Annotated in this window: 24 protein-coding genes; 16 read left to right on the top strand and 8 right to left on the bottom strand. The window is 64.4% G+C overall.

Translation table 11 applies throughout. The annotated features are described in order from the left end of the window. Positions 1-220: 220 nt before the first annotated feature. Genes clpX through RHO23_RS03880 form a run of 3 tightly spaced genes read left to right on the top strand, consistent with a single transcriptional unit; the run spans position 221 to position 2,691 of the window. Positions 221-1,501, top strand: coding sequence for an ATP-dependent Clp protease ATP-binding subunit ClpX (gene clpX / locus RHO23_RS03870; RefSeq protein WP_030095103.1), 1,281 nt, complete (start codon positions 221-223; stop codon positions 1,499-1,501). A gap of 18 nt (positions 1,502-1,519) precedes the next feature. Then, complete coding sequence (locus tag RHO23_RS03875; RefSeq protein ID WP_423489164.1) at positions 1,520-2,131, top strand: maleylpyruvate isomerase family mycothiol-dependent enzyme; 612 nt, start codon at positions 1,520-1,522, stop codon at positions 2,129-2,131. Between the two features lie 20 nt (positions 2,132-2,151). Continuing rightward, complete coding sequence (locus RHO23_RS03880; RefSeq protein ID WP_064408322.1) at positions 2,152-2,691, top strand: GNAT family N-acetyltransferase; 540 nt, start codon at positions 2,152-2,154, stop codon at positions 2,689-2,691. Positions 2,692-2,739: 48 nt separating this feature from the next. On the opposite strand, the gene RHO23_RS03885 is transcribed toward RHO23_RS03880, so the two are convergent. From RHO23_RS03885 to RHO23_RS03895, 3 genes are read right to left on the bottom strand one after another with little or no spacing between them, the layout of a single operon-like run. Next, a complete protein-coding gene (locus tag RHO23_RS03885) occupies positions 2,740-2,970 on the bottom strand; it encodes a hypothetical protein (protein ID WP_064408324.1) in 231 nt (76 codons plus the stop codon). 10 nt (positions 2,971-2,980) lie between these two features. Further along, positions 2,981-4,156 (bottom strand): fatty acid desaturase family protein, encoded by a 1,176-nt coding sequence (locus RHO23_RS03890; protein ID WP_070916362.1) that lies wholly within the window; start codon positions 4,154-4,156, stop codon positions 2,981-2,983. Between the two features lie 24 nt (positions 4,157-4,180). After that, positions 4,181-5,272, bottom strand: coding sequence for a ferredoxin reductase (locus RHO23_RS03895; RefSeq protein ID WP_423488685.1), 1,092 nt, complete (start codon positions 5,270-5,272; stop codon positions 4,181-4,183). Between the two features lie 104 nt (positions 5,273-5,376). Between RHO23_RS03895 and RHO23_RS03900 the strand changes: the two genes are divergently transcribed. Continuing rightward, on the top strand, positions 5,377-6,033 hold the full coding sequence (locus RHO23_RS03900) for a TetR family transcriptional regulator (protein WP_064410226.1): 657 nt from the start codon (positions 5,377-5,379) through the stop codon (positions 6,031-6,033). Here RHO23_RS03900 and RHO23_RS03905 read toward each other — a convergent pair. After that, positions 6,030-6,206, bottom strand: coding sequence for a hypothetical protein (locus RHO23_RS03905; RefSeq protein WP_044104320.1), 177 nt, complete (start codon positions 6,204-6,206; stop codon positions 6,030-6,032). The two genes, RHO23_RS03900 and RHO23_RS03905, sit on opposite strands and share 4 nt — an antisense overlap. Positions 6,207-6,246: 40 nt before the next feature. On the opposite strand from RHO23_RS03905, the gene RHO23_RS03910 reads away from it, so the two are divergent. Next, on the top strand, positions 6,247-6,933 hold the full coding sequence (locus RHO23_RS03910; RefSeq protein ID WP_193606310.1) for a guanylate cyclase: 687 nt from the start codon (positions 6,247-6,249) through the stop codon (positions 6,931-6,933). Here the strand turns inward: RHO23_RS03910 and fdhD are convergent. Beyond that, positions 6,930-7,751 (bottom strand): formate dehydrogenase accessory sulfurtransferase FdhD, encoded by an 822-nt coding sequence (gene fdhD, locus RHO23_RS03915; protein WP_064408333.1) that lies wholly within the window; start codon positions 7,749-7,751, stop codon positions 6,930-6,932. The two genes, RHO23_RS03910 and fdhD, sit on opposite strands and share 4 nt — an antisense overlap. Continuing rightward, positions 7,744-10,080 carry an FdhF/YdeP family oxidoreductase gene (locus RHO23_RS03920; RefSeq protein WP_070942625.1) on the bottom strand — a complete coding sequence of 779 codons (2,337 nt, stop codon included), beginning with the start codon at positions 10,078-10,080 and terminating at the stop codon, positions 7,744-7,746. The genes fdhD and RHO23_RS03920 overlap by 8 nt, the downstream gene beginning before the upstream one ends. 274 nt (positions 10,081-10,354) lie before the next feature. On the opposite strand from RHO23_RS03920, the gene RHO23_RS03925 reads away from it, so the two are divergent. The 6 genes from RHO23_RS03925 (at position 10,355) to RHO23_RS03950 (ending at position 16,943) form a co-directional block, all read left to right on the top strand. Next, positions 10,355-12,316, top strand: a complete 1,962-nt coding sequence (locus RHO23_RS03925) for a 2-oxoacid:acceptor oxidoreductase subunit alpha (RefSeq protein ID WP_070942624.1) — start codon at positions 10,355-10,357, stop codon at positions 12,314-12,316. Beyond that, on the top strand, positions 12,313-13,410 hold the full coding sequence (locus RHO23_RS03930) for a 2-oxoacid:ferredoxin oxidoreductase subunit beta (RefSeq protein WP_070942623.1): 1,098 nt from the start codon (positions 12,313-12,315) through the stop codon (positions 13,408-13,410). The genes RHO23_RS03925 and RHO23_RS03930 overlap by 4 nt, the downstream gene beginning before the upstream one ends. 192 nt (positions 13,411-13,602) lie before the next feature. Continuing rightward, positions 13,603-13,911 (top strand): hypothetical protein, encoded by a 309-nt coding sequence (locus RHO23_RS03935; RefSeq protein WP_046255672.1) that lies wholly within the window; start codon positions 13,603-13,605, stop codon positions 13,909-13,911. A gap of 766 nt (positions 13,912-14,677) precedes the next feature. Further along, positions 14,678-15,010, top strand: coding sequence for a transglycosylase family protein (locus tag RHO23_RS03940; protein WP_030095115.1), 333 nt, complete (start codon positions 14,678-14,680; stop codon positions 15,008-15,010). 101 nt (positions 15,011-15,111) lie between these two features. After that, positions 15,112-15,678, top strand: coding sequence for a molybdenum cofactor guanylyltransferase (gene mobA / locus RHO23_RS03945; RefSeq protein ID WP_423488686.1), 567 nt, complete (start codon positions 15,112-15,114; stop codon positions 15,676-15,678). 5 nt (positions 15,679-15,683) lie between these two features. Beyond that, on the top strand, positions 15,684-16,943 hold the full coding sequence (locus RHO23_RS03950; RefSeq protein WP_423488687.1) for a YibE/F family protein: 1,260 nt from the start codon (positions 15,684-15,686) through the stop codon (positions 16,941-16,943). A gap of 20 nt (positions 16,944-16,963) precedes the next feature. Here RHO23_RS03950 and RHO23_RS03955 read toward each other — a convergent pair whose 3' ends face one another. Next, positions 16,964-17,650, bottom strand: a complete 687-nt coding sequence (locus RHO23_RS03955) for a VOC family protein (RefSeq protein ID WP_423488688.1) — start codon at positions 17,648-17,650, stop codon at positions 16,964-16,966. A 9-nt stretch (positions 17,651-17,659) separates the two neighbouring features. Further along, a complete protein-coding gene (locus RHO23_RS03960) occupies positions 17,660-18,814 on the bottom strand; it encodes an FAD-dependent monooxygenase (RefSeq protein WP_423488689.1) in 1,155 nt (384 codons plus the stop codon). Positions 18,815-18,941: 127 nt separating this feature from the next. On the opposite strand from RHO23_RS03960, the gene RHO23_RS03965 reads away from it, so the two are divergent. From RHO23_RS03965 to ndk, 5 genes are all read left to right on the top strand, one after another. Further along, on the top strand, positions 18,942-19,553 hold the full coding sequence (locus RHO23_RS03965) for a DUF937 domain-containing protein (RefSeq protein ID WP_423488690.1): 612 nt from the start codon (positions 18,942-18,944) through the stop codon (positions 19,551-19,553). Positions 19,554-19,678: 125 nt separating this feature from the next. Continuing rightward, positions 19,679-22,318 (top strand): valine--tRNA ligase, encoded by a 2,640-nt coding sequence (locus RHO23_RS03970; protein ID WP_423488691.1) that lies wholly within the window; start codon positions 19,679-19,681, stop codon positions 22,316-22,318. After that, positions 22,315-23,751, top strand: coding sequence for a bifunctional tetrahydrofolate synthase/dihydrofolate synthase (folC, locus tag RHO23_RS03975; protein ID WP_064408340.1), 1,437 nt, complete (start codon positions 22,315-22,317; stop codon positions 23,749-23,751). Before RHO23_RS03970 ends, folC begins: the two co-directional genes overlap by 4 nt. A 74-nt stretch (positions 23,752-23,825) precedes the next feature. After that, on the top strand, positions 23,826-24,170 hold the full coding sequence (locus RHO23_RS03980; protein ID WP_101312220.1) for a DUF4233 domain-containing protein: 345 nt from the start codon (positions 23,826-23,828) through the stop codon (positions 24,168-24,170). 10 nt (positions 24,171-24,180) lie between these two features. Further along, complete coding sequence (gene ndk / locus RHO23_RS03985) at positions 24,181-24,591, top strand: nucleoside-diphosphate kinase (protein WP_057964972.1); 411 nt, start codon at positions 24,181-24,183, stop codon at positions 24,589-24,591. Positions 24,592-24,692: the final 101 nt, after the last annotated feature.

Consider the following 24,692-nt stretch of genomic DNA (forward strand, 5'->3'; position numbering starts at 1 on the left):
AACAGTTGCAACACACCGGTCTCGGGTGCGCGTCATCGGCAGCTTCGGTCGGTGCGAGGCGATATGTTCTCCAGCACGGCAGGGTGTAAATGCCGTCGGTGCTATTCGGTTTATCGGTCGCGGGGTGTCCGGTATAGCGGGTAGCGTCGGGACCAACAGGTCAGAGGACGTGCTGACACCACGATCCACCACCATGTGACAGGAAGTAGGACTGGCCACCATGGCACGTATCGGAGACGGCGGCGACCTGCTGAAATGCTCGTTCTGCGGAAAGAGCCAGAAGCAGGTCAAGAAGCTCATCGCCGGCCCCGGCGTGTACATCTGCGATGAATGCATCGACCTCTGCAACGAGATCATCGAAGAGGAACTGGCCGACGCCGACGACGTCAAGCTCGATGAGCTGCCCAAGCCCGCGGAGATCCGTGAGTTCCTGGAGAACTACGTCATCGGCCAGGACACCGCGAAGAAGACGCTGGCAGTCGCCGTCTACAACCACTACAAGCGCATCCAGGCCGGTGATAAGGCCCGCGACGCCCGTGGTGAGACCGTTGAGCTGGCCAAATCCAATATCTTGATGCTGGGCCCCACCGGTTGCGGCAAGACCTACCTGGCTCAGACGCTGGCCAAGATGCTCAACGTGCCGTTCGCCATCGCCGACGCCACCGCCCTCACCGAGGCCGGATACGTGGGCGAGGATGTGGAGAACATTCTCCTCAAGCTGATTCAGGCGGCCGACTACGACGTGAAGCGTGCCGAGACCGGCATCATCTACATCGACGAGGTCGACAAGATCGCCCGCAAGAGCGAAAACCCGTCGATCACCCGCGACGTCTCCGGCGAGGGTGTACAGCAGGCGCTGCTGAAGATCCTGGAAGGCACGCAGGCTTCGGTGCCCCCGCAGGGCGGCCGCAAGCACCCGCATCAGGAGTTCATCCAGATCGACACCACCAACGTGCTGTTCATCGTGGCCGGCGCCTTCGCGGGCCTGGAGAAGATCGTGTCGGACCGCGTCGGCAAGCGCGGCCTGGGCTTTGGTGCCGAGGTCAAGTCGAAGGCCGATATCGACACCACCGACCACTTCGCCGAGGTCATGCCCGAGGATCTGATCAAGTTCGGGCTGATCCCCGAGTTCATCGGTCGTCTGCCGATTGTCGCCTCGGTGACCAACCTGGACCGCGAATCGCTCATCACGATCCTGTCCGAGCCGAAGAATGCGTTGGTGAAGCAGTACACCCGTCTCTTCGACATGGATGGCGTCGAGCTGGAGTTCAGCCAGGATGCGCTGGAAGCCATTGCCGATCAGGCCATCCACCGTGGCACCGGTGCTCGCGGTCTGCGCGCCATCATGGAAGAAGTGCTGCAGCCGGTGATGTACGACATCCCCAGCCGTGACGATGTCGCCAAGGTTGTCGTGACCGGGGAGACCGTCATCGACAACGTGCTGCCGACGATTGTGCCGCGCAAGCCCTCCCGTGCCGAACGGCGCGATAAGTCCGCGTAGTTCGCCGTGCTGAGCGCCATGGAGCTGGCGCGGGCCGAACGTATCGACCTCGCCGATTTCCTGGCGGGTCTAACCCCCGAACAGTGGGATGCGCCGTCGTTGTGTACCAAGTGGCGGGTGCGCGATGTGGTGACACACATGATCGGCTACGAGGACCTCAACCGGGCAGAGTTCTACTCGCGGGTGGCCAAGGCGGGTTTCAACCCGAATAGGGCCAACGCGAATCGTGTTGCCGAACTGGCCGGGCGGACCCCCGCGCAGCTGCTGGAAATGGTTCGGGAGGCGGAAGTGCCGGGAGTGTTGACATCGGGATTCGGTGGCCGGATTGCCCTGCTGGACGGCATCGTTCATCAACAGGACATCCGTCGCCCACTCGGGCTCCCGCGCGACATTCCGGCAGAGCGGATGCGCGTCGCCATGGATTTCGCGCGCTGGGCACCCCCGATCCGGGGCGCGTTGCGCGCCCGCGGTGTGCGGCTTGTGGCTACCGACATCGACTGGTCACGCGGCAGCGGGCCCGTGGTCACCGGCCCCGCCGAGGCGCTGCTGATGGCAATGGCCGCGCGGCCCTGTGCGCTCGCAGATCTCGAAGGCCCGGGTAAATCGACCCTGGCGCAACATATTTCGTAAACCCTCGTAAGCTGGTAGCGATGTCCACCGAGTTCATGAGCCAGCCGACGCTAGAGGGGCCAACGCTCACCCTGCGTCCATTGGCAGACGACGACCTTGAGCCGCTGTACCGTGCCGCCAGCGATCCGCTCATTTGGGCGCAGCACCCGAGCTCGGACCGTCACCAGCGGCCGGTCTTCGAGAAATGGTTTCTGGAGGCCCTCGCCGCAAAATCGCTTGTCATCATCGATCACTCCACCGGGGAGATGATCGGCTCATCCCGTTTTTACGAGTGGGACCCGGACAAGCGCGAAGTGGCGATCGGATACACCTTCATCACGCGCGAATACTGGGGCGGCACGGTGAATGCTGAGCTCAAGACCCTCATGCTGGACTACGCGTTCATCAATGCCGACCTGGTGTGGTTCCACGTGGCTGCCGACAACGTGCGGTCGCAGAAGGCGCTCGCCAAGATCGGTGCCCGCGAGCATCACCGCCAGAAGAGGGAAATCAACGGTGCGCTGGAGGATTACGTGTACTTCACCATCACCGCCACCGACTGGCGAGACGCCTCCGACTGAGCGCGACGTCCACTGCGAAGTGGAACGTCGCGCTCAGCCGATGACCGATCAGTGCGTAGCCGGATCCTCGTCGACGTCCACGGCGTCCCGAGACTGATCCTGCTCGGCGCGCTTGGCCGCCTCGCGCATCTCGAAGGCGTCGGTGGCGATCTCGCCGATCTGCCGGGTGACATCAACCACCGCGTTGGTGATGATCTTGGCGATCTCGCCGACGTGCTCGGCGGTTGACGATACGACCTCTTGGGCCAGGTCCTTGTTGCGTTCGAACTTGCTCACCACCTCACCTAACTTACGCGTCGACCAGCTCACCGCGCTCGTCGACGACAACGACCTCTGGTTCGGCGGCAGCTTCCTTGCGCTTGTCCCGCTCGATGTGCACGACGAGCTCCTCGTCGTCGCGGAACCAGCCGTTAGGCAAGGACAGGCGAGCGATCTTCTTCCAGGTAGACGAGAGCTGGTCGAAGAGGCTCCCCGTGTTGTAGGGCAGGCCGTACTTCTGGCACAGCTCGCGCACCTCGGTGGCCATCTCCGGATAGCGATTGGCCGGCAGATCCGGGAACAGGTGATGCTCGATCTGGTGGGACAGGTTGCCGCTCATGATGTGAAACAGCCTGCTGCCCTCGATGTTCGCCGAACCAAGCAACTGCCGGATGTACCACTCGCCGCGCGTTTCGTTGGCGGTCTCCTCCTTGGAGAAGGTCTGGGTGCCGGACGGGAAATGCCCGCAGAAGATGATCGAGAACGTCCACACGTTGCGCACGAAGTTGGCGGACAAGTTGCCCAGGAAGGTGATCGGAAACAGCGGGCCGGTCAGCGCCGGGAAGATCACGTAGTCCTTGAGAACCTGCTTACTGGCCTTGCGCCACATGCCCTTGATCAACGGCTTGAGGTCGTACCATTTGCGCTTGCCCCTCACGATGTTCTCGGCCTCAAGCTCGTGCACCATGACGCCCCACTCAAAGAACACCATCAGGGCGGTCGCCCAGGCCAGGTTGCCCAGGTAGTAGGGGTTCCACTTCTGCTCGGGCGCCATCCGCAGGATGCCGTAACCCACGTCGCGGTCCATGTCGACGATGTTGGTGTAGGTGTGGTGCATGTAGTTGTGCGAGTGTCGCCACTGGTCGGCGGGGCACACGGTGTCCCATTCGAACTCGCGTGAGTTGAGGCCCTTTTCGCGCATCCAGTCGTACTGGCCGTGCATGACGTTGTGGCCGATCTCCATGTTGTCGAGGATCTTGGAGACGGACAGCGCGCCCACCGCGGCGAGCCACACGGGCGGGATGAATCCCAGGTACATCAGGGCGCGTCCGGCGGCCTCGCAGCCGCGTTGGGTCTTGATGATCGAGTAGATGTACTCGCGATCGCGCTCGCCCAGATCGGCGACAATGCGGTCGCGCAATTCATCGAGATCCTTGCCCAGCGCCTCGATATCCGATGCGCTGATGGTGATTTCGTTGCTTGGCATCTGGCTGCTCTCCTTGGGGTCTGTTTAGAGGTTGATCGAGACGTCACCGACGGGGGCGGTGATGCAGAGCTGGATGTGCTGATCGGGGTCGTCGTTCTCATCGCCGGTGCGCAGGTTCCGGGTGCATCCGGATGTCTTCACCGCCGTGCAGGCGAAGCAGATTCCCATCCGGCAGCCGAATTCGGGCTGCAGCCCGGCGGCCTCGGCCTGTTCGAGGATCGGCCTGCCGTCGTTTTCGGCGGTGATATCGGAGGTGGCGAACCGCAGCACGCCTCCGGCCTCCCCGGTGGAGCTCGACGTGGTGACGTAGAACTCCTCGGTGTGCAGACGGTCGGAGAGTCCACGCTCGGCGTACAGCGTGCTCACCGCGTCGTGCAGCGAGGGCGGTCCGCACAGGAACGTCTGGGCATCCGCGCTCCAGGGCGCGAGCGCATCGAGCTGCTCGGCACTGAAGTGCCGGCCGCCGTCACGGGTGTACACCGTCTGCACCGTCACCGAGGGCACCTCGCCCAGGGCGGTGAGTTCGCGTGCGTAGGCGTTGTCTGCGGCTGTCGGTGCGTAGTAGAGCACCGCGAGCTGTCCGGGATATCCATTGCCGATGAGGGTTCTCGCCATTGAGAGAACGGGTGTAATCCCACTACCGGCCGCGATCAGAACGGTCCGAATGGGGCGCGGCGACGGGAGGACGAACGTGCCGGCGGCCGGGGTGATGCTGTACACGTCACCCACCGCGGCGTGCTTGTACAGGTAGTTCGACACCAGCCCTTCGGGCCTGCGGGCGATGGTCAGCTCGATGAGGTCGCGGGCGTCGTCGGCGCCGGACGGCGAGAAGCAGCGGACGTGGCGCACGCCATCGATCACGACACCCAGCTGTACGAACTGACCTGCGCGAAAGCCCTTGAACTGGTGGGTTGTGCGCAAGGTCAAGGTCACCGATCGGGTGGTGCGGCGCTGCACGCGAACGACGCGGGCGCGAGCCTCTTCCCAGGTGATCATCGGGTCGACCAGCTCGAGATACCGGTCGACGGCGTGCGGGGTGAGGGCGGCGGTCAACAACCGGCCCAGTGACGACTCGGGGGTGAGGATGCGTCGGGTGGCTTTAGTTAGAAATGTCATTCGAACTCCCTCCGTTAGGTTAACGAATGTACACTGAAATTGTGAACCAACATGCCCCCACTGAGTCAAGCCGTAATCACCGTGTCGGTCATCACAGCGATACAGTGATCGCCATGACCAGTCGTCGAGAGCGGAGCTCGCATGCGGGCGCCTCCGCGCGACGTGACTCGGTTCGCGGTGAGCAGAAGCTGCGCACCCGTACCGCATTGATGGAAGCCGCCCTTGAGCTTTCGCGCACCCAGGCGTTCTCGGGACTGAGCCTGCGTGACGTCGCCCGGGGCGCGGGAATCTCGCCGACGGCCTTCTACCGGCACTTCGCGTCCCTGGATGACCTGGGCGTGGCGCTGGCCGAAGAGGGAATGCGCATCGCGCGGGGGATCGCCCGGGAGATACGCCGCCGCGAACCGGCGACATTGGCCGAGGCCATGCGGATACTTGCCGAGCAGGTACAGGAAAACCCTGATCAGCTGCGGTTTGTCGTCACCGAGCGGTACACCGCACCCACCGAGGTGCGCAGGGCCGTGAACATCGAGATGCGGCTGCTCGCCGGTGAGCTGGCCATCGACCTGGCGCGTCGCGAAAAGATGCGGCTCTGGGATTCCGCCGATCTCACGACAGCGGCCAGCCTGCTGCTATCGATCGGCGCCAATGCGGTGGCCGAGTTGGTACAGCCCGACGCCGACACCGACGATGTCGTCGACAGTGCCACCAGCGCCCTGACCATGGCCTTCGTCGGCCTGCAGAATTGGCGCTCCAGTTAGTGTGAGGACTCGTTAGTCCCCGCGCCCGATTCGCCGAGTCGCTGGTGCAACCGGTCGCGGATCTCATCGACCGTGTACGCCTCGCGTTTGCGTTGATCGCGGGCGACCAGCACGCCTCCCGCTGCCACCCCGACAGCCCCGGCGAGCCCGAGCCACTTCCACATGTTGGCCATCGCTCCAGGCTACGGTGCGGGAATGAGTGAGATAGGAGCCGTGTCGATCGACGAGGCGCTCGATGCGACGCGGACGGGCGACATCTGGGTGTTCCGTGGACGGTCGGGTCCCGATCGCCTTATCCAGACCTTGTCGAACAGCCCGGTCAACCATGTCGGTATGACGGTGGCCATCGATGATCTGCCACCGCTGATGTGGCATGCCGAACTCGGTAACAAGCTCACCGATGTGTGGACCGGCGATAACCATCGGGGGGTGCAACTGCACGATGCGCGTGAGGCGATCGAGCGATGGGCGCACGTGTATGGACAGCGGTGCTGGCTGCGGCAGCTGAGCCCGCGGATAACCCGCGAGCAGGAAGACATCGCACTGCGCGTGGTGGCCCGGATGGACGGGACGCCGTTTCCGGCCACCGCGCGGCTGACCGGCCGCTGGATGCGGGGCCGGCTTCCTACGGTCAGCGATCTCACGCGGGGACTTCCCTTCGTGCACAAGAAGGTTCGGGAGGTGGCCGAGCGGGACATCACGAAAAAACGGCAAGCCGGGCTAGAGACGGCGTTCTGCGCCGAGACGGTGGCGATCACTCTCGAGGAGATGGGGTTGCTCATCACCGAGAAGCGCTCGAACTACTTCGATCCGGGGTCGTTCTGGAGCGGTGATGATCTACCGCTGGCGCCGGGCTACTCACTGGGCAGGGAGATCGCCGTCGAGGTGCCGGAGGCTTAGAGCACCCGATCCGCCCGGGTGTAGACGTTCATGCTGTCCTCACGCAGGAACGCCACCAGCGTCATCCCGGACTGTGCCGCGAGATCCACAGCCAACGAGGACGGCGCCGACACCGCGGCCAGGATGGGAATGCCCGCCATGGTGGCCTTCTGGGCGAGCTCGAAGGAGGCCCGCCCGCTGACCAACAGTGTGGTCCCGGTGAGGGGCACCCTGCCGTTTTCGAGAGCCCACCCGATGACCTTGTCCACCGCGTTGTGCCGGCCGATGTCCTCGCGGACCGCCAACATGGTGCCGTCCGTGGTGAACAGGGCCGCGGCATGCAGCCCGCCGGTGGTCGCGAAAACCTTTTGCGCCGAGCGAAGTTTGTCGGGCAGACCCGCCAGCGTGGTCGATTCGATGGTGGATGGGTCGTCGCCGGGGGAGAAGCGGCTGATGGTGCGGACCGCCTCCAGTGATCCCTTGCCGCAGACACCGCAGGACGAGGTGGTGTAGAAGTTTCTCGTCACCGCCGGGTCGGGGGCGGGAACGCCGGGGGCGAGGGTCACGTCCAGGACGTTGTAGGTGTTCAGGCCGTCGGGCCCTTCGCCCTGGCAGTAGCGCACGGTCAGCAGATCGTCGCGGCCGGCGATGACCCCCTCGGTGAGCAGGAATCCCTGGGTGAGTTCGACATCCGATCCAGGGGTGCGCATGGTGACGGCTACTGGCTGCCCATTGACCCGGATCTCCAGGGGCTCCTCGACGACGAGTGTCTCGCTGCGCTCGCCCCGTCCGACCCCGTCGATGCGGCGTATCTTGCGCCTGTCGGTGACCCTACCCACGAGCCACCAGACGGATGACGACGGCCTTCGACACCGGAGTGTTGGACCGTTCCGCTACATGGTCCAGGGGCACAAGTGGATTGGTCTCTGGATAGTAGGCGGCGGCATTACCGCGCGGGGTCGAGTACGGCACCACCAGAAAATCCTCGGCACGCCGCTCCTCAAGCACCCCGTCGGCGCTCGGGTACTCGGACACCAGATCAACCCGCGCACCCTCGGACAACCCAAATGCGGCAAGGTCTTCGGGATTGACGAAGACCACCCGGCGGCCGCCCTTGACGCCGCGGTAGCGGTCATCGAGGCCGTAGATGGTGGTGTTGTACTGGTCATGGCTGCGCAACGTCTGTAGCACCAGTCGGCCTGCCGGTACCGGTACCCACTCCAGTGGTGCCGCAGAGAAATTGGCCTTACCCGTGTGCGTGGGAAATTGGCGATCGTCGCGCGGCGGATGCGGCAACGCGAACCCATCCGGTTGCCGGACCTTGGTGTTGTAGTCGGCGCATCCGGGTACCACCCGCGAGATGGCATCGCGGATGGTGTCGTAGTCGTCGACAAACCTTTCCCATGGCACCGGGTGTTCCGGCCCCAGGACGATGCGTGCCAGTTGACAGACGATGGCGACCTCGCTGCGTAGGACGGTGCTCGGTGGATGCAGACTGCCACGTGAGAGGTGCACGATGGACATCGAATCTTCCACGGAAACAAGCTGTTTACCCGAATCTTGGATGTCGCGATCGGTGCGTCCGAGAGTGGGCAGGATCAGCGCGGTGCGCCCGTTCACCAGATGACTGCGATTGAGTTTGGTGGAGATCTGCAGGGTCAGTGAGCAATTGCGCAGCGCGGCTTCGGTGATGGCGGTGTCGGGAGTTGCAGAGGCGAAATTGCCACCCATGCCGATGAAGACGGAGACCTTGCCGTCCCGCATGGCCCGGATCGCGTCCACCGTGTCGAACCCGTGCTTGCGGGGAGTCTCAATGCCGAACTCGGAATCCAATGCGGCCAGGAAGGATTCGGGCATTTTCTCCCAGATGCCCATGGTGCGGTCGCCCTGGACGTTCGAGTGGCCCCGCACCGGGCACACCCCAGCACCCGGCTTGCCGATCATGCCGCGCATCAGCAGCAGGTTGGTCGCCTCACCGATGGTGGCGACGGCGTGCCGGTGTTGGGTGAGGCCCATGGCCCAGCAGAAGATCGTGCGCTGTGATTCGGCCAGGAGTGTGGCAACCGTGGTCAGCTGCTCCATGTCGATACCCGTTGCCTGCGCGACGGTTTCCCAATCAACCGCCCGTGTCCGCGCGGCCCATTCCTCGTACCCTGCGCAGTGCTCCTCGATGAATTGCCGGTCGACGATGCTGCCGGGGTTCGCGTCGTCGGCCTCCAGTAGCAGTCTGCCAAGCCCTGCGAAGAGCGCCATATCGCCGCCGAGCCGGATCTGCACGAACTCGTCGGCGATGGCCACACCGTGCCCGACCACGCCGTTGACCTTCTGCGGGTCCTTGAACCGGAGCAGTCCGGCCTCGGGGAGCGGGTTGACGGCAATGATCTTGGCGCCGTTGGCCTTTGCCTTCTCCAGCACCGAAAGCATGCGCGGATGGTTGGTGCCGGGATTTTGGCCCGCGATGAGAATGACGTCCGCGTGCTCGATATCGGGTACCGACACCGAGCCCTTGCCGATTCCGATCGAGTCCGTCAGCGCGGTGCCCGAGGACTCGTGGCACATGTTGGAGCAGTCGGGCAGGTTGTTGGTACCCAGGCTGCGGACCAGCAGCTGGTAGCAGAACGCGGCCTCATTGCTGGTGCGCCCGGAGGTGTAGAAAACCAGCCGGTCCGGGTCGGCGGCCGCCCTGACCTCATCGGCGATGAGCGCGTACGCGTCGTCCCAATCAATGGGCCGGTAATGGGATTCACCGGGGCGCAGCACCATGGGGTGGGTGAGACGGCCTTGTTGGCTGAGCCAGTACTCGGGGAGTTCGCGGAGTTCCTCGACCGAGTGCTGGGCGAAAAATTCAGGGGTGACCGTGCGTTTGGTGGCCTCTTCGGCGACTGCCTTGGCGCCGTTCTCGCAGAACTCGGCGAGTTTGCGGTGTCCCGGTGTTTCCGGCCAGGCACATCCGGGACAGTCAAAGCCGTGACGTTGATTCAGCTTGGACAGCGTTGCGACGGTGCGCAATGGACCCATCTGTTCGAGGCCGCGTTGCAGGGAAACGCCGACCGCGGTCATTCCCGCGGCGACGTCCTTCGCGCCGGTGACGGCGATATCGGGTTCGCCGATCTCGCCCCGTCCGGCTTCCTCGTAGTGGCCAACCGTCGGTATCCGGTGCCCGGTCATGCTTCTCATTCTGGACCCGTTGTCGAGCCGGGGTGCCGCAACCCTCGGATGGCTGGCCTGCGGTGACGGCGCCGAGAGGTAACCAAGCAGATGCTTGGCCTCTCCTTGTGATTTGCCTCACGTCTACTGGCGGGTAGTGAGGCAACGGCACTGGCCAGGCGGCAGGGGAGAACTCGACAGGTGTCAAGTTCTGTGCCTGCGGGTATGCCCTCGTCAAGGTCAGCGGCGTGAAAGTGCAATAATCGGTACCAAGAGTGACAGAAAACTCTGCGAAATGGTGGCGCACGTACCGTCACCGCCAGAGTTCGTCGTGAAAGGTAGGTCACCGGTGGGCGACGGAGCCGTATCGGAGAAGCTGGAAAAGGTCGTCATCCGGTTTGCTGGAGATTCTGGTGACGGTATGCAGCTCACCGGAGACCGATTCACCTCTGAGGCTGCCGTCTTCGGCAATGACCTCGCGACCCAGCCGAACTATCCCGCCGAGATCCGGGCCCCTCAGGGCACGCTCCCCGGTGTTTCGTCCTTCCAGATCCAGATTGCCGACTACGACATCCTCACCGCGGGCGACCGGCCCGACGTGCTGGTGGCGATGAATCCGGCGGCGCTCAAGGCCAACATCGGCGACCTGCCGCGTGGCGGCATGGTGATCGCCAATTCCGATGAGTTCACCAAGCGCAACCTGGCCAAGGTCGGCTACCAGTCCGACCCGCTGGAGCACGACGACATGTCGGACTACGTCGTCTACCAGGTTCCGATGACCACGCTGGCGCTCGGCGCCGTCGAGCCTGCCGGAGTCTCCAAGAAGGACGGCGCACGCACTAAGAACATGTTCGCGTTGGGGCTGCTGTCCTGGATGTACCACCGCCCACTCGAGGGCACCGAGCAGTTCCTGCGTGAGAAGTTCGCGAAGAAGCCCGATGTGGCCGAGGCCAACATCCTGGCCTTCCGTGCCGGCTGGAACTACGGCGAAACTACGGAGGCCTTCGGCACCACCTACGAGGTGGCGAAGGCATCGCTGCCCGCCGGCGAGTACCGGCAGGTCTCGGGTAACACAGCCTTGGCTTACGGCGTTGTGGCCGCCGGCCAGCTTGCAAAGACTCAGGTGGTGCTCGGCACCTACCCGATCACCCCGGCATCGGACATCCTGCACGAGCTGAGCAAGCTCAAGAACTTCGGTGTGCTGACCTTCCAGGCCGAGGACGAGATCGCCGGAATCGGTGCAGCCCTGGGGGCTTCGTTCGGTGGCGCCCTGGGCGTCACCAGCACCTCCGGTCCCGGTGTGGCGCTCAAGAGCGAGGCAGTGGGTCTTGCGGTGATGACGGAACTGCCGCTGCTGGTGATCGATGTGCAGCGTGGCGGACCGTCGACGGGTCTGCCCACCAAAACCGAGCAGGCCGACCTGCTGCAGGCCCTGTACGGCCGCAACGGCGAATCGCCCATTGCGGTGCTCGCTCCGCGTTCGCCCTCGGACTGCTTTGACATCGCCGTAGAGGCGGTGCGGATCGCGCTCACCTACCGGACTCCGGTGATGATCCTGTCCGATGGCGCGATCGCCAACGGCTCTGAGCCGTGGGCCATCCCGGACATCGCGAGCTATCCGGCGATTGAGCACACCTTCGCCTCACCTGATCAGGATTTCGCGCCCTACAACCGAGATCCGGAGACGCTGGCCCGCCAGTTCGCCGTTCCGGGTACTCCGGGCCTGGAGCACCGTATCGGTGGCCTGGAGAAGGCCAATGGTTCGGGCAACATCTCCTACGACCCGGCCAACCACGACTTGATGGTGCGGTTGCGCCAGCTCAAGGTCGACGGAATCAGCGTGCCGGACTTGGAGGTTGACGATCCCACCGGTGACGCACAACTGCTGATGATCGGGTGGGGCAGCTCCTACGGCCCCATCGGCGAGGCATGCCGGCGCGCCCGCCGCAAGGGACTCAAGGTGGCTCACGCTCACCTGCGCCATCTCAATCCGTTCCCGGGGAACCTGGGCGAGGTGCTGCGCAAGTACCCGAATGTCGTCGCGCCGGAGATGAACCTCGGACAGTTGTCGCTGCTGCTGCGCGGCAAGTTCCTGGTGGATGTGCAGTCGGTGACGAAGGTGCAGGGCATGGCCTTCCTCGCTGATGAGGTCGAAGAAATCATCGATGCGGCCCTGGACGGGTCGCTCGCCGAAAAGGAAAGCCAGAAGGCCGTTCTCGCGCGTGAATCCGCGGTGGCCGTAGGGGATCGAGCATGACTGACGTTTTGAACGGAATCAACGGAATCAGTGGCCTGGCCGGTACCGATCTGGGCCTGACGGCCAATGCTCTGGTGCCGACCACCGATGTGGAGCAGAAGTCGAAGGACTTCACCTCCGATCAGGAAGTGCGCTGGTGCCCCGGTTGCGGTGACTACGTCATCCTCAACACCATCCGTGGATTCCTGCCGGAGCTCGGGCTCAAGCGCGAGAACATCGTGTTCATCAGCGGCATTGGCTGCTCGAGCCGGTTCCCGTACTACCTGGATACCTACGGTATGCACTCGATCCACGGGCGTGCCCCGGCCATCGCGACGGGCCTGGCGCTGGCTCGCGAGGACCTTTCGGTATGGGTGGTGACCGGTGACGGTGACGCGCTGTCCATCGGCGGTAACCATCTGATCCATACCCTGCGCCGCAACGTGAACCTGACGATCCTGTTGTTCAATAACCGGATCTACGGCCTCACCAAGGGCCAGTACTCGCCGACCTCGGAGACCGGCAAGGTCACCAAGTCGACCCCGATGGGTTCGCTGGACTACCCCTTCAACCCGGTGTCGCTGGCCCTGGGGGCCGAGGCCACGTTCGTGGGACGGGCCCTGGATTCGGATAAGAAGGGTCTCTCGGAGGTGCTGCGTGCCGCGGCGGCGCACCGCGGTTCGGCCCTGGTCGAGATCCTGCAGGACTGCCCGATCTTCAACGACGGGTCCTTTGACCTGCTGCGTAAGGAAGGCGCCGAGCAGCGCGTCATCAACGTGAGCCACGGCGAGCCGATCACCTTCGGTGCCGAGGGCGAACTCTGCGTCATCCGTTCGGGTTTCGGACTCGAAGTAGCCAAGACCGCGGATGTGAAGGCCGAGGACATCGTGGTGCACGACGCGCACTCGGATGATCCGGCCTACGCCTTCGCGCTGTCGCGGTTGTCCGAGCAGGATCTGGAGCACACCGTGATGGGTGTATTCCGCAGCGTGCAGCGGCCGACGTACGACGATCTGGCCCGTGAGCAGCTGACCACCGCTGCGGCCGCCAAGCCGAGCGACACCGCGGCGCTGCAGGCGCTGCTGACCGGTCGCGACACCTGGACCGTCAGCTAGGTGCTGGCGTGCTGCCGAGGAAATAGCGTCGGCAGCACGCATTTTGGCTTCTTTGTCGTCCGCTCGTTCGGATGCTTCGGCGTCTCCTCGCGCGCAATGTGCGGTTGCTCTCGTAGGATGCAGGGACGTTGATGTTCCGGGCCGCCGGTGTGGAACGCAACCTTCATGCCCTAGATGCGAGGTGAGAAGGCCGTGAGGCAGTCGCTGATTGCGATAGCAGCAGTAGTGGCGATGATCGGTGTCTCGTTGGGGGGCGCAGACACCGCGGCAGCCGCTCCGTCGGGCGGCAACGCCAACGATGTCATCAACGAGCTCAAGGCCAACGGGTATCGGGTGATCATCACTCGAAGCGGGGGTGGCGACCTGAGCAAGTGCACGGTCACCTCTGTGGAGAAGCAGTCTCCGGTGACGGATGTGGGGGCGGGCCGCGATGCGCAGAACTATCCGACCACCGTCCCGGTGACTTCGCGCAAGATCGCTGTCGTCGCATTGCGCTGCTAGCCCGGTAGCGCTGAAAAGACCTCTGCTGCAAGTGGTTCTGAGCGGCACAGTGGTAAATGCTGCCGCTGCGGCAGTCACGTCGCGTATGGTGCTCGCGCACTGAGCTTTTGGCATCCGCGCGGCGAATCAGTCTGCATATCAGCGTGTCTCACTTGCATTGGCCACCAAGGCGGGGGAATGGCCGCATTGGTTCCTCGTTAATAGTGTGCCGCAATTGATAAATGGCAAATAGTGGTGCAATTGATAACAGAGTGAATAGAGTGAACTTGTCAATTCGCCACGCCGTGTGTTGTTAAAGTTCCTAATGTTACTTGAGTGATTTGCCACATTCGTGGCGCGGCTCACAAAATCTGCGTGATCTGACTCACTTTTCGCAGGTGAGGGCGATCCTAAGAGAACCTGAGAATTTCCTAAGCGACCTGGGGTTAGTCGCTGAAGATTGGCTCTGTAATTGTTTCGTTATTGGTTTGGGATGTGCGTGTCGTGAGATGACTTTCGCTGAGTGGTTCCGTACGGTCCGACACGTCTACAAATCGGAGCAAAACTCCGAACCGTGAACCCTGTGTGCAAATGGGGCCTAGAACGCCGCGAGGCGGTCTGGCCGCCGGCCACCACGAGCCGGTGAGGCAGCAGCCGCCTCCCTTGTCGCGCCCGACCGAGACGGCGCGATCCGACGAAGATGTCCACCTCGCCTGGAGGTGAACCAGACCCGCTGCGGTATCCGCTGGCGGGTGGTGTTCGGTGCGTACCCGGCGAGAGGAACGACATGAATTACATCCGCAAAACGCTTACCACGCGTGCTGCTTTCGGGGCCCTGGCCGCTGCACTTGTCGCGGCTCCGCTGGCACTGGCTGGAACAGCGAGTGCGGATCCGGTCAACTGGGATGCCATCGCCAACTGCGAGTCCGGTGGCAACTGGGGAATCAACACCGGAAACGGCTACTACGGCGGTCTGCAGTTCAACATGGGCACCTGGCGTGCCAACGGCGGCTCCGGCTCCCCGCACCTCGCCTCGCGCGAGGAGCAGATCCGGATTGCCGAGAACGTGCTGGCCCGTCAGGGCATCGGCGCATGGCCCGTCTGCGGACGGCGCGGCTAGACCCCGAGCAACAGAGATCTATTTCAACAAGCCATCAAGAGCGGAACCTTCGGTGACCCGCCTCTTGGTGGCTTGTTGGCATCTGTGCGTACCTTTCTTCCATGAACCAACTCGCGGCGGTGGTGCTCACCGGCGGGGCGTCGCGCCGTATGGGGCGCGACAAGGCGGCCATCCGCTGGGGTGGGCAGACGCTGACACAACGCATCGTGCGGACGGTGGGTTCACGATGCGCACCGGTAATCGTGGTGCGCGCTCCGTTTCAGGACATTGCCGATGTGGACGCGGTCATCATCGACGACCGTGAGCCCGGCCAGGGTCCACTGGTGGCGCTGGGGCAGGGGCTACGGGCCGCGGCGCACGTGGGCGCGCGCAGAGCCTTTGTCTGCGCCGTCGATATGCCGCTGGTGCGCGCGGCACTCATCGAGGAGCTCGCGACCGGCACCGGCCGCATCGTCCTTGCCGCTGCCGAGGGCCGGGATCACTACCTGGCCGCCGTCTATGACGTAGGCCTATGCGACACCATTGATGAATTGACCACTGCCGGGGAACGCCGACTCGGCGCACTCGTTGAGCACGTTGGTGCGCAACGAATTTCGATATCCGACCCGAATTGGGTCGTGAACGTGAACACAGAGGCGGAGCTGAATGCGTTGCCACCTCTACCCTGACAGGCGTGTCGCATTCTCATAGCCATTCCCACGCGATGTCGACAGGGCCGGCGCCTCTCGGATCCAACGCGGCCCGGATCGTGGTGGGCCTGCTCGCCGCGATGGGCGTCGCGGTTCTCATCGGGCTGGTGACGTTGTGGCCTGAGCACCGCACCGTGGACATTCCGCTGCCCTACCAAAACGCGCACGGTGGCGCGGTGACCACGGAGTCGGGCACCGTGCTCTCGACGCGCCTCGGCGAATGCGGCAGTCCATCCACCGGGCAGGTTCTGACCGCCGATCCCACCGGGGGACAGACCCCCGAATCAACATGTGCGCTCGACCTGATCGCCATCACGTCCGGCCCGAATTCGGGTGCGAAGACCCAGCTGGAATTCACCTCTGGCGGGGGACAACCGACTCTTGCCGCAGGCGAGCACATCCGGATCACCAGACAGGTCGACGCGCAGGGCGCCACCACCTACAGCTTCTACGACTACGAACGCACCTGGCCGCTGGTCGCCGTCGCCGCGGCGTTCGCGATCGTCATCTGCCTGGTGGCGCGCTGGCGTGGGCTCCGTGCGTTGGTGGGCATCCTGGTGGCGTTCCTGGTGCTGGCGGTGTTCCTGCTTCCGGCGCTGCGGGACGGCGGGCCCGCCTTGCCGCTGGCCCTGGTCGCGTCGGCGACGATCCTGTTCGTGGTCATCTACCTTGCCCACGGTGTCAGCATGCGTACCAGTGCGGCGCTCCTGGGCACGCTCACCGCGATGCTTTTCGCGGCGGCCCTGTCCTGGGTCGTCATCGAGGTGACGCACCTGACCGGTCTGTCCGACGAGCAGAACAACGAAGTCGCCGCGTACATGGGGGGAGTGTCGATATCGGGGCTGCTGCTGGCCGGGTTCATCATCGGTTCGCTCGGTGTCCTCAACGATGTGACCGTCACGCAGGCCTCAACGGTCTTCGAACTGGCAGAGCTGGGCGACGGTTCTACGCGCAAGGACGTGTTCCTCGGTGCCATGCGGGTGGGGCGCGATCACATCGCCAGTACGGTCTACACCCTCGTGCTCGCCTATGCGGGTAACTCGCTACCGCTCATGTTGTTGTTCAGTGTCGCCAATCGATCCCTGGGGGATGTGCTGACCAGTGAGGGTGTGGCGATCGAGATCGCCCGATCCGCGGTCGGTGGTATCGCCTTGGTGCTGTCTGTTCCGTTGACGACCGCGATCGCAGCGGCCCTGGCGACTCCGGGCAAGCGCACCCAACCGAAGGCGGGCTTGGCGGCCTAACCGAAGGCGGGCTTGGCGGCCTAACCGAAGGCGCAGAACTCGTTTCCATCCGGGTCGGTCAGCACGGTCCAGCGGATATCGGTATCGGGGCCGCGCAGCGCGCGGGCGCCGTCGTGCACCAATGCAGCGGCATCGGCGCGAACATCCCAGTGCCAGCGGTTCTTCACCACGCGCTCATCGGCAACCCGGACAAATTTCCAGATCAGCTCACCCCAGCCAGCGGCGCCACGCAGCCATCGCAGTGTGCCGTCGGGCCCGGGTGTAATCGTTCCACCCACGAGCTCATGCCACCACCGAGCGATTTCGACGGGTTTGTCACTATCGGTGCACACCGCGAAGAGTTTTGCGGGCGTATCACTTTCGAGTTCGGGGTCCAGAAACGCACAGAACTCGTTGCCCTCTACGTCGGCCATCACGACCCATTCCGGCTCCTGCGTCAGCACCGTCGCGCCCAACGCGACGAGATCTTCGGCAGCGCGGGCGTAGACATCGAAATGCACACGGTTCTTGACGGACTTGGCCTCCGGGACGCGATTGACCCAGATGTCCACGTCTTTGCCGCGCCGGATCAGCGCCTCACCGGCCTCGTCGATATCGGCCTCGCCGCCGATGGCCGCCGCCCAGAACTTGGCGACGGGAACGGGCTGTATCGCGTCGATACAGAAGTCCTTGAGGCTGGCGCTAGGCGCGGGCTCGGGGTGGGACACAAGGGAATCCTATGGGTGAACCGTGATGTCAGATGCGTCATATCCCGCGATGTTCTGCAGCTGTCGCCAGAACAAGGAGGCGGGTATCCGTCCCGAAGCGCGCATCAACAACCCACTCAACGCCGCGGGCCGTGCGTATGTCGCGTGTCCGATCTGGCGGCTGCGGGCAACCACCGTGCGGGTGCGCGACTTTCGTCTGCGCGCGTACTCGCGGAAAGCACTGGGGAGAGAGGATCGTTCAGACACTGCGGCTCCGAGTACCGCGGCATCCTCGAGCGCCTGGCATCCACCCTGACCCAGGTGCGGTCGCATCGGATGCGCGGCGTCGCCCACCAGCACCACCCTGCCGCCGGTGATTCGCCGCAGTCGTCCGCGATCGTAGATATCGCCACGCAGCACCGAGGACTCACCGCTCTGGCTCAGCAGGTCAGGTATGGGCTTCGCCCACTCGGCGAACTTTCCTGTCAGATAGTCGATTTCGCGGCCGGATGCGCGTTGTGCTTCGTGTGATCGTTCGCCCGCGAACCAGTAAGTGCGGCCGCCGGGCATCGGCAGGTGGCCGAACTCGATCCCCGGGCCTACGGTGATCCCAGCCAGCTCATCCGAAATCGCGATATCGGCGACGCCGCGCCACGCGGTGTATCCGGAGTATCGGAAGGACAGCGGCCCGTTGAGATACTGCGCGGCCAACGATCCGATTCCGTCGGCTCCGACGACCGCGGCGGCGGTCAGTGAATGACCGTCGGCAAGCTCGACAGAAGTTCCGTGCAGCCCATCCCGAACGTTGCTCACCCGGGCGCCGTAGCGCACCGTCCCGGGTGCCAGCCGGGCGGACAGAATCGCCAGGAGTTGATTGCGTTCGGTGACTGCCACCGGCTCGCCCATGGCTTTGGTGAGCTGTCCGTTCGGGGGCTCTCGCAGTATTCGTCCGTCGTGCCAGCGCACCATGCCGGCCTCCACGCGCGCGCTCACATCACGTACATCATCCCCGACGCCGAGGGCATCGCAGGCTGCTAGTGCGTTGGGCCACAAGGTAATCGCGTATCCGGCAGAGGAGCCGTCGCGGTCCTCGAGAACGATGGCATCACGTCCGGACTGTTGTAACGCGACTGCGGTGGCAAGGCCGGCGATACCGGCACCAACCACGACGATGTGGTCGCTCATAGCTCGACGTTATGGGTGGACCCCACAGCGGTAAAGGGTCTGGGGTTGTGATGTTCGGCATTCGTTCACTCGGGGCTGATCTGCTTGGCTAAGGTTTACCAAACCCCAGTTATCTAGGAGGAGACCCATGGCCACACTCGACGAGCTGCTCAACGAGATTCCCACCGACCAGATCGCAGCGAAGCTCGGGGTCGACAACGAGACGGCCGACAAGGCGATCAAATCCGTGGTTCCGCTGCTGGTCGGCGGTTTGCAGGCCAATGCGGACGATCCGGACAAGGCCGCCGATCTGCAGGCCAATGTCAGCAGCGCCCCGAGCACTCTCCTCGACGGCGGAGTCAACGTTGAGGACGTCGACCAGAACGCGGGCAGCGCGGTGGTCGCCTCGCTGTTCGGCGACAACAACGCCGACGATGTCGCCCAGAAGCTGGCCGGTGCCGGTGCGGGTAACAGCGACCTGATCAAGCAGCTGCTCCCGATTCTCGCCCCGATCGTCCTGGCCTTCGTGGCCAAGAAGCTCACCGGTGGCGGCGCCGCGCCCGCGCCCGCCGAGGCCCCCGCGGCCAGCGGCGGCATCGGTGACATCCTGGGGAACATCCTCGGCAGCGCCGTCGGTGGCGGGGCCGCCGCGGGCGGTAACAACCCGCTCGGCAGCATCCTGGGCAGCGTGCTCGGCAGCAAGGGCGGGAGCGACGCCCTCGGCAGCATCCTGGGCGGGCTCCTCGGCGGCAAGAAGTAGCCGCACCGCCGCACACCTTCACACGAAACCACCCGGTGCGTTGTTCGCCGGGTGGTTTCGTCATCTCTGGGCGCGAGAAAACGCCCGTGAAAATGGGCGCGACAGACAACCCTAGAATCTGATGGGTGACCCAAAGCCCTGATACGAACGCCGCCAGCTCCCTGCCCACCTCATGGGACCCGGGAGCGGTAGAGGCGGATCTCTATCAGGGCTGGGTGGACGCCGGATACTTCACCGCCGATCCCATCAGCGACAAGCCTGGCTACTCGATTGTGCTGCCGCCCCCAAACGTCACCGGCAGCCTGCACATGGGCCACGCGCTCGACCACACCCTCATGGACGCGTTGACCCGCCGCAAACGTATGCAGGGTTACGAGGTGCTGTGGTTGCCGGGCATGGACCATGCGGGCATCGCCACCCAATCGGTGGTGGAAAAGCAGCTGGCCGCCGACGGCAAGACCAAAGAAGACTTCGGTCGCGAGCTGTTCATCGACAAGGTGTGGGACTGGAAGCGTGAGTCCGGCGGCACCATCGGCGGGCAGATGCGTCGTCTCGGTGACGGCGTGGACTGGAGCCGCGATCGATTCACCATGGACGAGGGCCTGTCCCGCGCGGTGCGCACCATCTTCAAGAAGCTCTTCGACGCCGGGCTGATCTACCGGGCCGAGCGGCTGGTCAATTGGTCGCCCGAGCTGAAGACCGCGATATCGGACTTAGAGGTCAAGTACGACGAGGTCGAGGGCGAGCTGGTGTCCTTCCGATACGGCTCCCTCGACGACAATGAGCCGCACCTGGTGGTGGCGACCACGCGTCTGGAAACGATGCTGGGTGACACCGCGATCGCTGTGCATCCCGATGACGAGCGCTACCGGCATCTCGTCGGCACCGAGCTCCCGCATCCGTTCCAGGACCGCAGCATCCCGATCGTCGCCGACACCCACGTCGACCCCGAATTCGGCACCGGCGCGGTCAAGGTCACGCCCGCCCACGACCCGAACGACTTCGAGATCGGCTTGCGACACGGCTTGCCGATGCCCACCATCATGGACATCCATGGCCGCATCTGCGACAGCGGAACGCAATTCGACGGGATGGACCGGTTCGAGGCGCGGGTGAAGGTGCGCGAGGCGCTGGCCGAGCAGGGCCGCATCGTTGCCGAGAAGCGCCCGTACCTACACAGCGTCGGCCATTCGGAGCGCTCGGGTGAACCGATCGAGCCACGCCTCTCCCTGCAGTGGTGGGTCAAGGTCGAGTCGCTGGCAAAGGCCGCCGGCGATGCGGTCCGCAACCGTGACACCGTGATTCACCCGGCCAGCCTGGAGCCGCGCTGGTTCGCCTGGGTCGACGATATGCACGACTGGTGCATCTCTCGCCAGCTGTGGTGGGGCCACCGCATCCCCATCTGGCATGGCCCGGACGGTGAGATCGTGTGTCTGGGACCTGACGAGACCGCGCCCGAAGGTTACGTGCAGGACCCCGATGTGCTCGACACCTGGTTCTCCTCGGCGCTATGGCCGTTCTCCACCATGGGATGGCCCGATGCCACCCCGGAGCTGGAGAAGTTCTATCCCACAAGCGTTCTCGTCACCGGATACGACATCATCTTCTTCTGGGTGGCTCGGATGATGATGTTCGGCACCTTCGTGGCCGGCGACCCGGTGCTGCACGGGGGCAAGGTGCCCTTCGACAACGTCTTCCTGCATGGTCTGATCCGCGACCAGTTCGGCCAGAAGATGAGCAAGTCCAAGGGCAACGGCATCGACCCGCTGGACTGGGTGGAGATGTTCGGCGCGGATGCGTTGCGCTTCACTCTGGCCCGTGGCGCCAGCCCCGGCGGTGACCTGTCCATCGGCGAGGACGCGGCACGCGCCTCGCGCAACTTCACCACGAAGTTGTTCAATGCCACCCGATTTGCGTTGATGAACGGTGCCGCGCTGGGTGAGCTGCCCGACGCCGCCGAGCTCACCGACGCCGACCGGTGGATCCTGGGCCGCCTCGAACAGGTGCGGGCCGAGGTGGACACCGCGCTCGATCGCTACGAATTCAGCGTGGCCTGCGAGGGGCTGTATCACTTCGCCTGGGACGAGTTCTGTGACTGGTACCTGGAATTGGCCAAGGTGCAGTTGGCCGAGAAGCCCGACAGCACCCGCATTGTGCTGGCTACGGTGCTGGATACCCTGCTGCGGCTGCTGCATCCGGTGATTCCGTTCGTCACCGAGGTGCTGTGGAAGACGGTCACCGGCCGGGAGTCGGTGGTCATCGCTGAGTGGCCAACCGAATCCGGGATCGAGCTGGACGATGTTGCCGTGCAACGCATCGCCGACATGCAGAAGCTGGTGACCGAGGTCCGCCGGTTCCGCAGCGATCAGGGTCTGGGCGACCGGCAGAAGGTCGCGGCCCGCCTCGCCGGTGTCTCGGCTGCCGGCCTGGACGGCCAGCTCGCCGCCGTGACGTCATTGGCCTGGCTGACCCCGGCCGAGGACGGTTTCAGCCCGACGGCCTCGGTGGAGGTCCGACTGTCCGGCGCCACCGTGACCGTCGAGGTCGACACCTCCGGCACCGTCGACGTCGAGGCGGAACGGCGACGGTTGGAGAAGGATCTGGCTGCCGCGCGCAAGGAACTCGATGGCACCACAAGCAAACTGGGCAACGATGCGTTCCTGGCAAAGGCGCCTGACGCCGTCGTCGAGAAGATTCGGGCTCGTCAGCAGGTGGCCACCGAGGAGGTCGAGCGGATCACCGCGCGTTTGGCAGGGCTGGCGTGAGCGAGTCATTGGGCATCGAGCCCACTCCCGACGAGATCGCGGCCCTGCTGCAGATCGAGTATCTGCTTGACCAGCGCTGGCCCGAAACGAAGATCGAGCCGTCCACCGACCGCATCGTCGCGCTGATGGAACTGCTGGGCTCGCCCCAGCGGGCGTATCCGTGTATCCATGTCGCCGGGACCAATGGCAAGACGTCGGTGACGCGGATGATCGACGCGCTGCTGACGGCACTGCACCGGCGCACCGGACGAACCACCAGCCCGCATCTGCAGTCGGCTGTCGAACGCATCGCCATTGACGGCCAACCGATCTCACCGGCAAAGTACGTGGAGATCTACTCCGAGATCGAGCCGTTCGTGGAGTTGGTGGACAAGCGCTCGCAGGAGCAGGGCGGGCCCGCGATGAGCAAGTTCGAGGTGCTGGTCGCCATGGCGTTTGTGGCGTTCGCGGACGCGCCCGTCGATATCGCCGTGGTGGAGGTCGGGCTTGGCGGGCGTTGGGATGCCACCAACATCATCGACGCCCCGGTCGCCGTCATCACTCCGATCGGTATCGACCACGTCGAGTTCCTGGGCCCGGACCTTGCCTCCATTGCCAATGAAAAGGCCGGAATCATCAAGCGGCACAAGCTTGATGCGATGACCGGTGAGGCGGGTCCCGATACGGTTGCGGTTATCGCCCAGCAGGCCCCCGAGGCGATGGAGGTGCTGCTGCGCCAAACCGTGGAAGCGGATGCGGCCGTGGCTCGCGAAGGCTCTGAGTTCTCGGTGTTGTCGCGCCAGGTCGCGGTGGGCGGGCAGGTGCTCGAACTGCAGGGGCTCGGCGGGGTCTACCCGGAGATATTTCTGCCGCTGCACGGTGAGCATCAGGCGCATAACGCGGCCGTCGCGCTGGCCGCGGTGGAGGCGTTCTTCGGTGCGGGCAGCGACCGTCAGCTCGATATCGATGCGATACGAGCAGGATTCGCGTCGGTAATCGTTCCCGGGCGGCTTGAGCGAGTGCGCAGTGCGCCCGCGGTCTTCCTGGACGCCGCGCACAATCCCCATGGTGCGGCCGCGTTGGCGGACACCCTGCAGTCCGAGTTCGATTTCCGGCGTCTGGTCGGTGTGATCAGTGTGATGGCCGACAAGGACGTGCCCGGGATTCTCGCCGCCCTCGAGCCTGCGTTCGACGAGATTGTGGTGACACACAACGGTTCTCCGCGTGCATTAGAGACGGATGCCTTGGCCGGTATCGCTCTGGAACTCTTCGGTGAGGACCGCGTTGTCGTTGCGCCCACATTGCTCGACGCCATCGAAACCGCCACCGCGATGGTGGAGGAGGCCGCCGAAGATGGGGGAGCGGAAGGCTTTTCCGGCACCGGCATCGTCATCACCGGGTCGGTCGTCACCGCGGGTGCGGCACGGACACTGTTCGGAAAGGACCCGCAGTGAGCAACCCCGAGGGCGAGAACCAGGAGAAAGACGGCCAAGCTCCGGTTGACCCTTGGCGGGGATTTCGTGGGGTGATGGCGGGCACGCTCATCCTGGAGACCATCGTGGTGTTGTTGGCGGTACCGGTGGTCAAGATGGTGGGCGGCGGGCTCTCGCCGCTGTCGCTGATCTACCTCATCGGGGTCGCCGTCGCCATGATCCTGCTCTCGGGCATGCAGGGCCGGCCGTGGGCGCTTCAGGCCAACTTGGCACTCCAGGTGGTGCTGGTGGCAGGTTTCTTCGTGCACGCCGCCATTGGCTTCGTCGGGCTGTTGTTTCTGGGTGTCTGGTTGCTGATCTGGTACATGCGCAACCAGGTTCGTGACCGTCAGGGCCGCGGGGAGCTGCCGGGTCAGCGGGGGACTACTACCGACCAGTAGGCTGTCGCCCGTGACTGAGCGGACGCTGGTTTTGATCAAGCCCGATGGTGTGCGACGGGGACTTGTCGGTGAGGTGCTGAACCGTATTGAGCGCAAGGGCCTGACGCTGGCTGCCCTTGAGCTCAAGAACGTCGATGAGTCGCTGGCAAGCGCGCACTATGCCGAGCACAAGGACAAGCCGTTCTTCGGCTCGCTACTGGAATTCATCACTTCGGGGCCCGTGGTGGCAGCCGTGCTGGAGGGGCCGCGTGCCATCGCCGCCTTCCGTCAGCTCGCCGGTGGCACGGATCCCGTCGAGAAGGCTGCGACCGGCAGCATCCGCGGCGACTTCGCCCTGGAGACCCAGGAGAACCTGGTGCACGGATCCGACTCACCTGAGTCGGCGGCGCGTGAGATCGCGCTCTGGTTCCCGGCCCTCTGACCCAATCCATCTGATCTGAATCCGCGAGTGTGCGGTTTGCGCCGGTTTCTCCTGAAATCTCGACGTAAATCGCACACTCGCTTCGTTTTGTGACCCTGCGG

Source organism: Mycobacteroides sp. PCS013 (assembly GCF_049532645.1).
GTDB classification, from domain to species: domain Bacteria; phylum Actinomycetota; class Actinomycetes; order Mycobacteriales; family Mycobacteriaceae; genus Mycobacterium; species Mycobacterium gwanakae.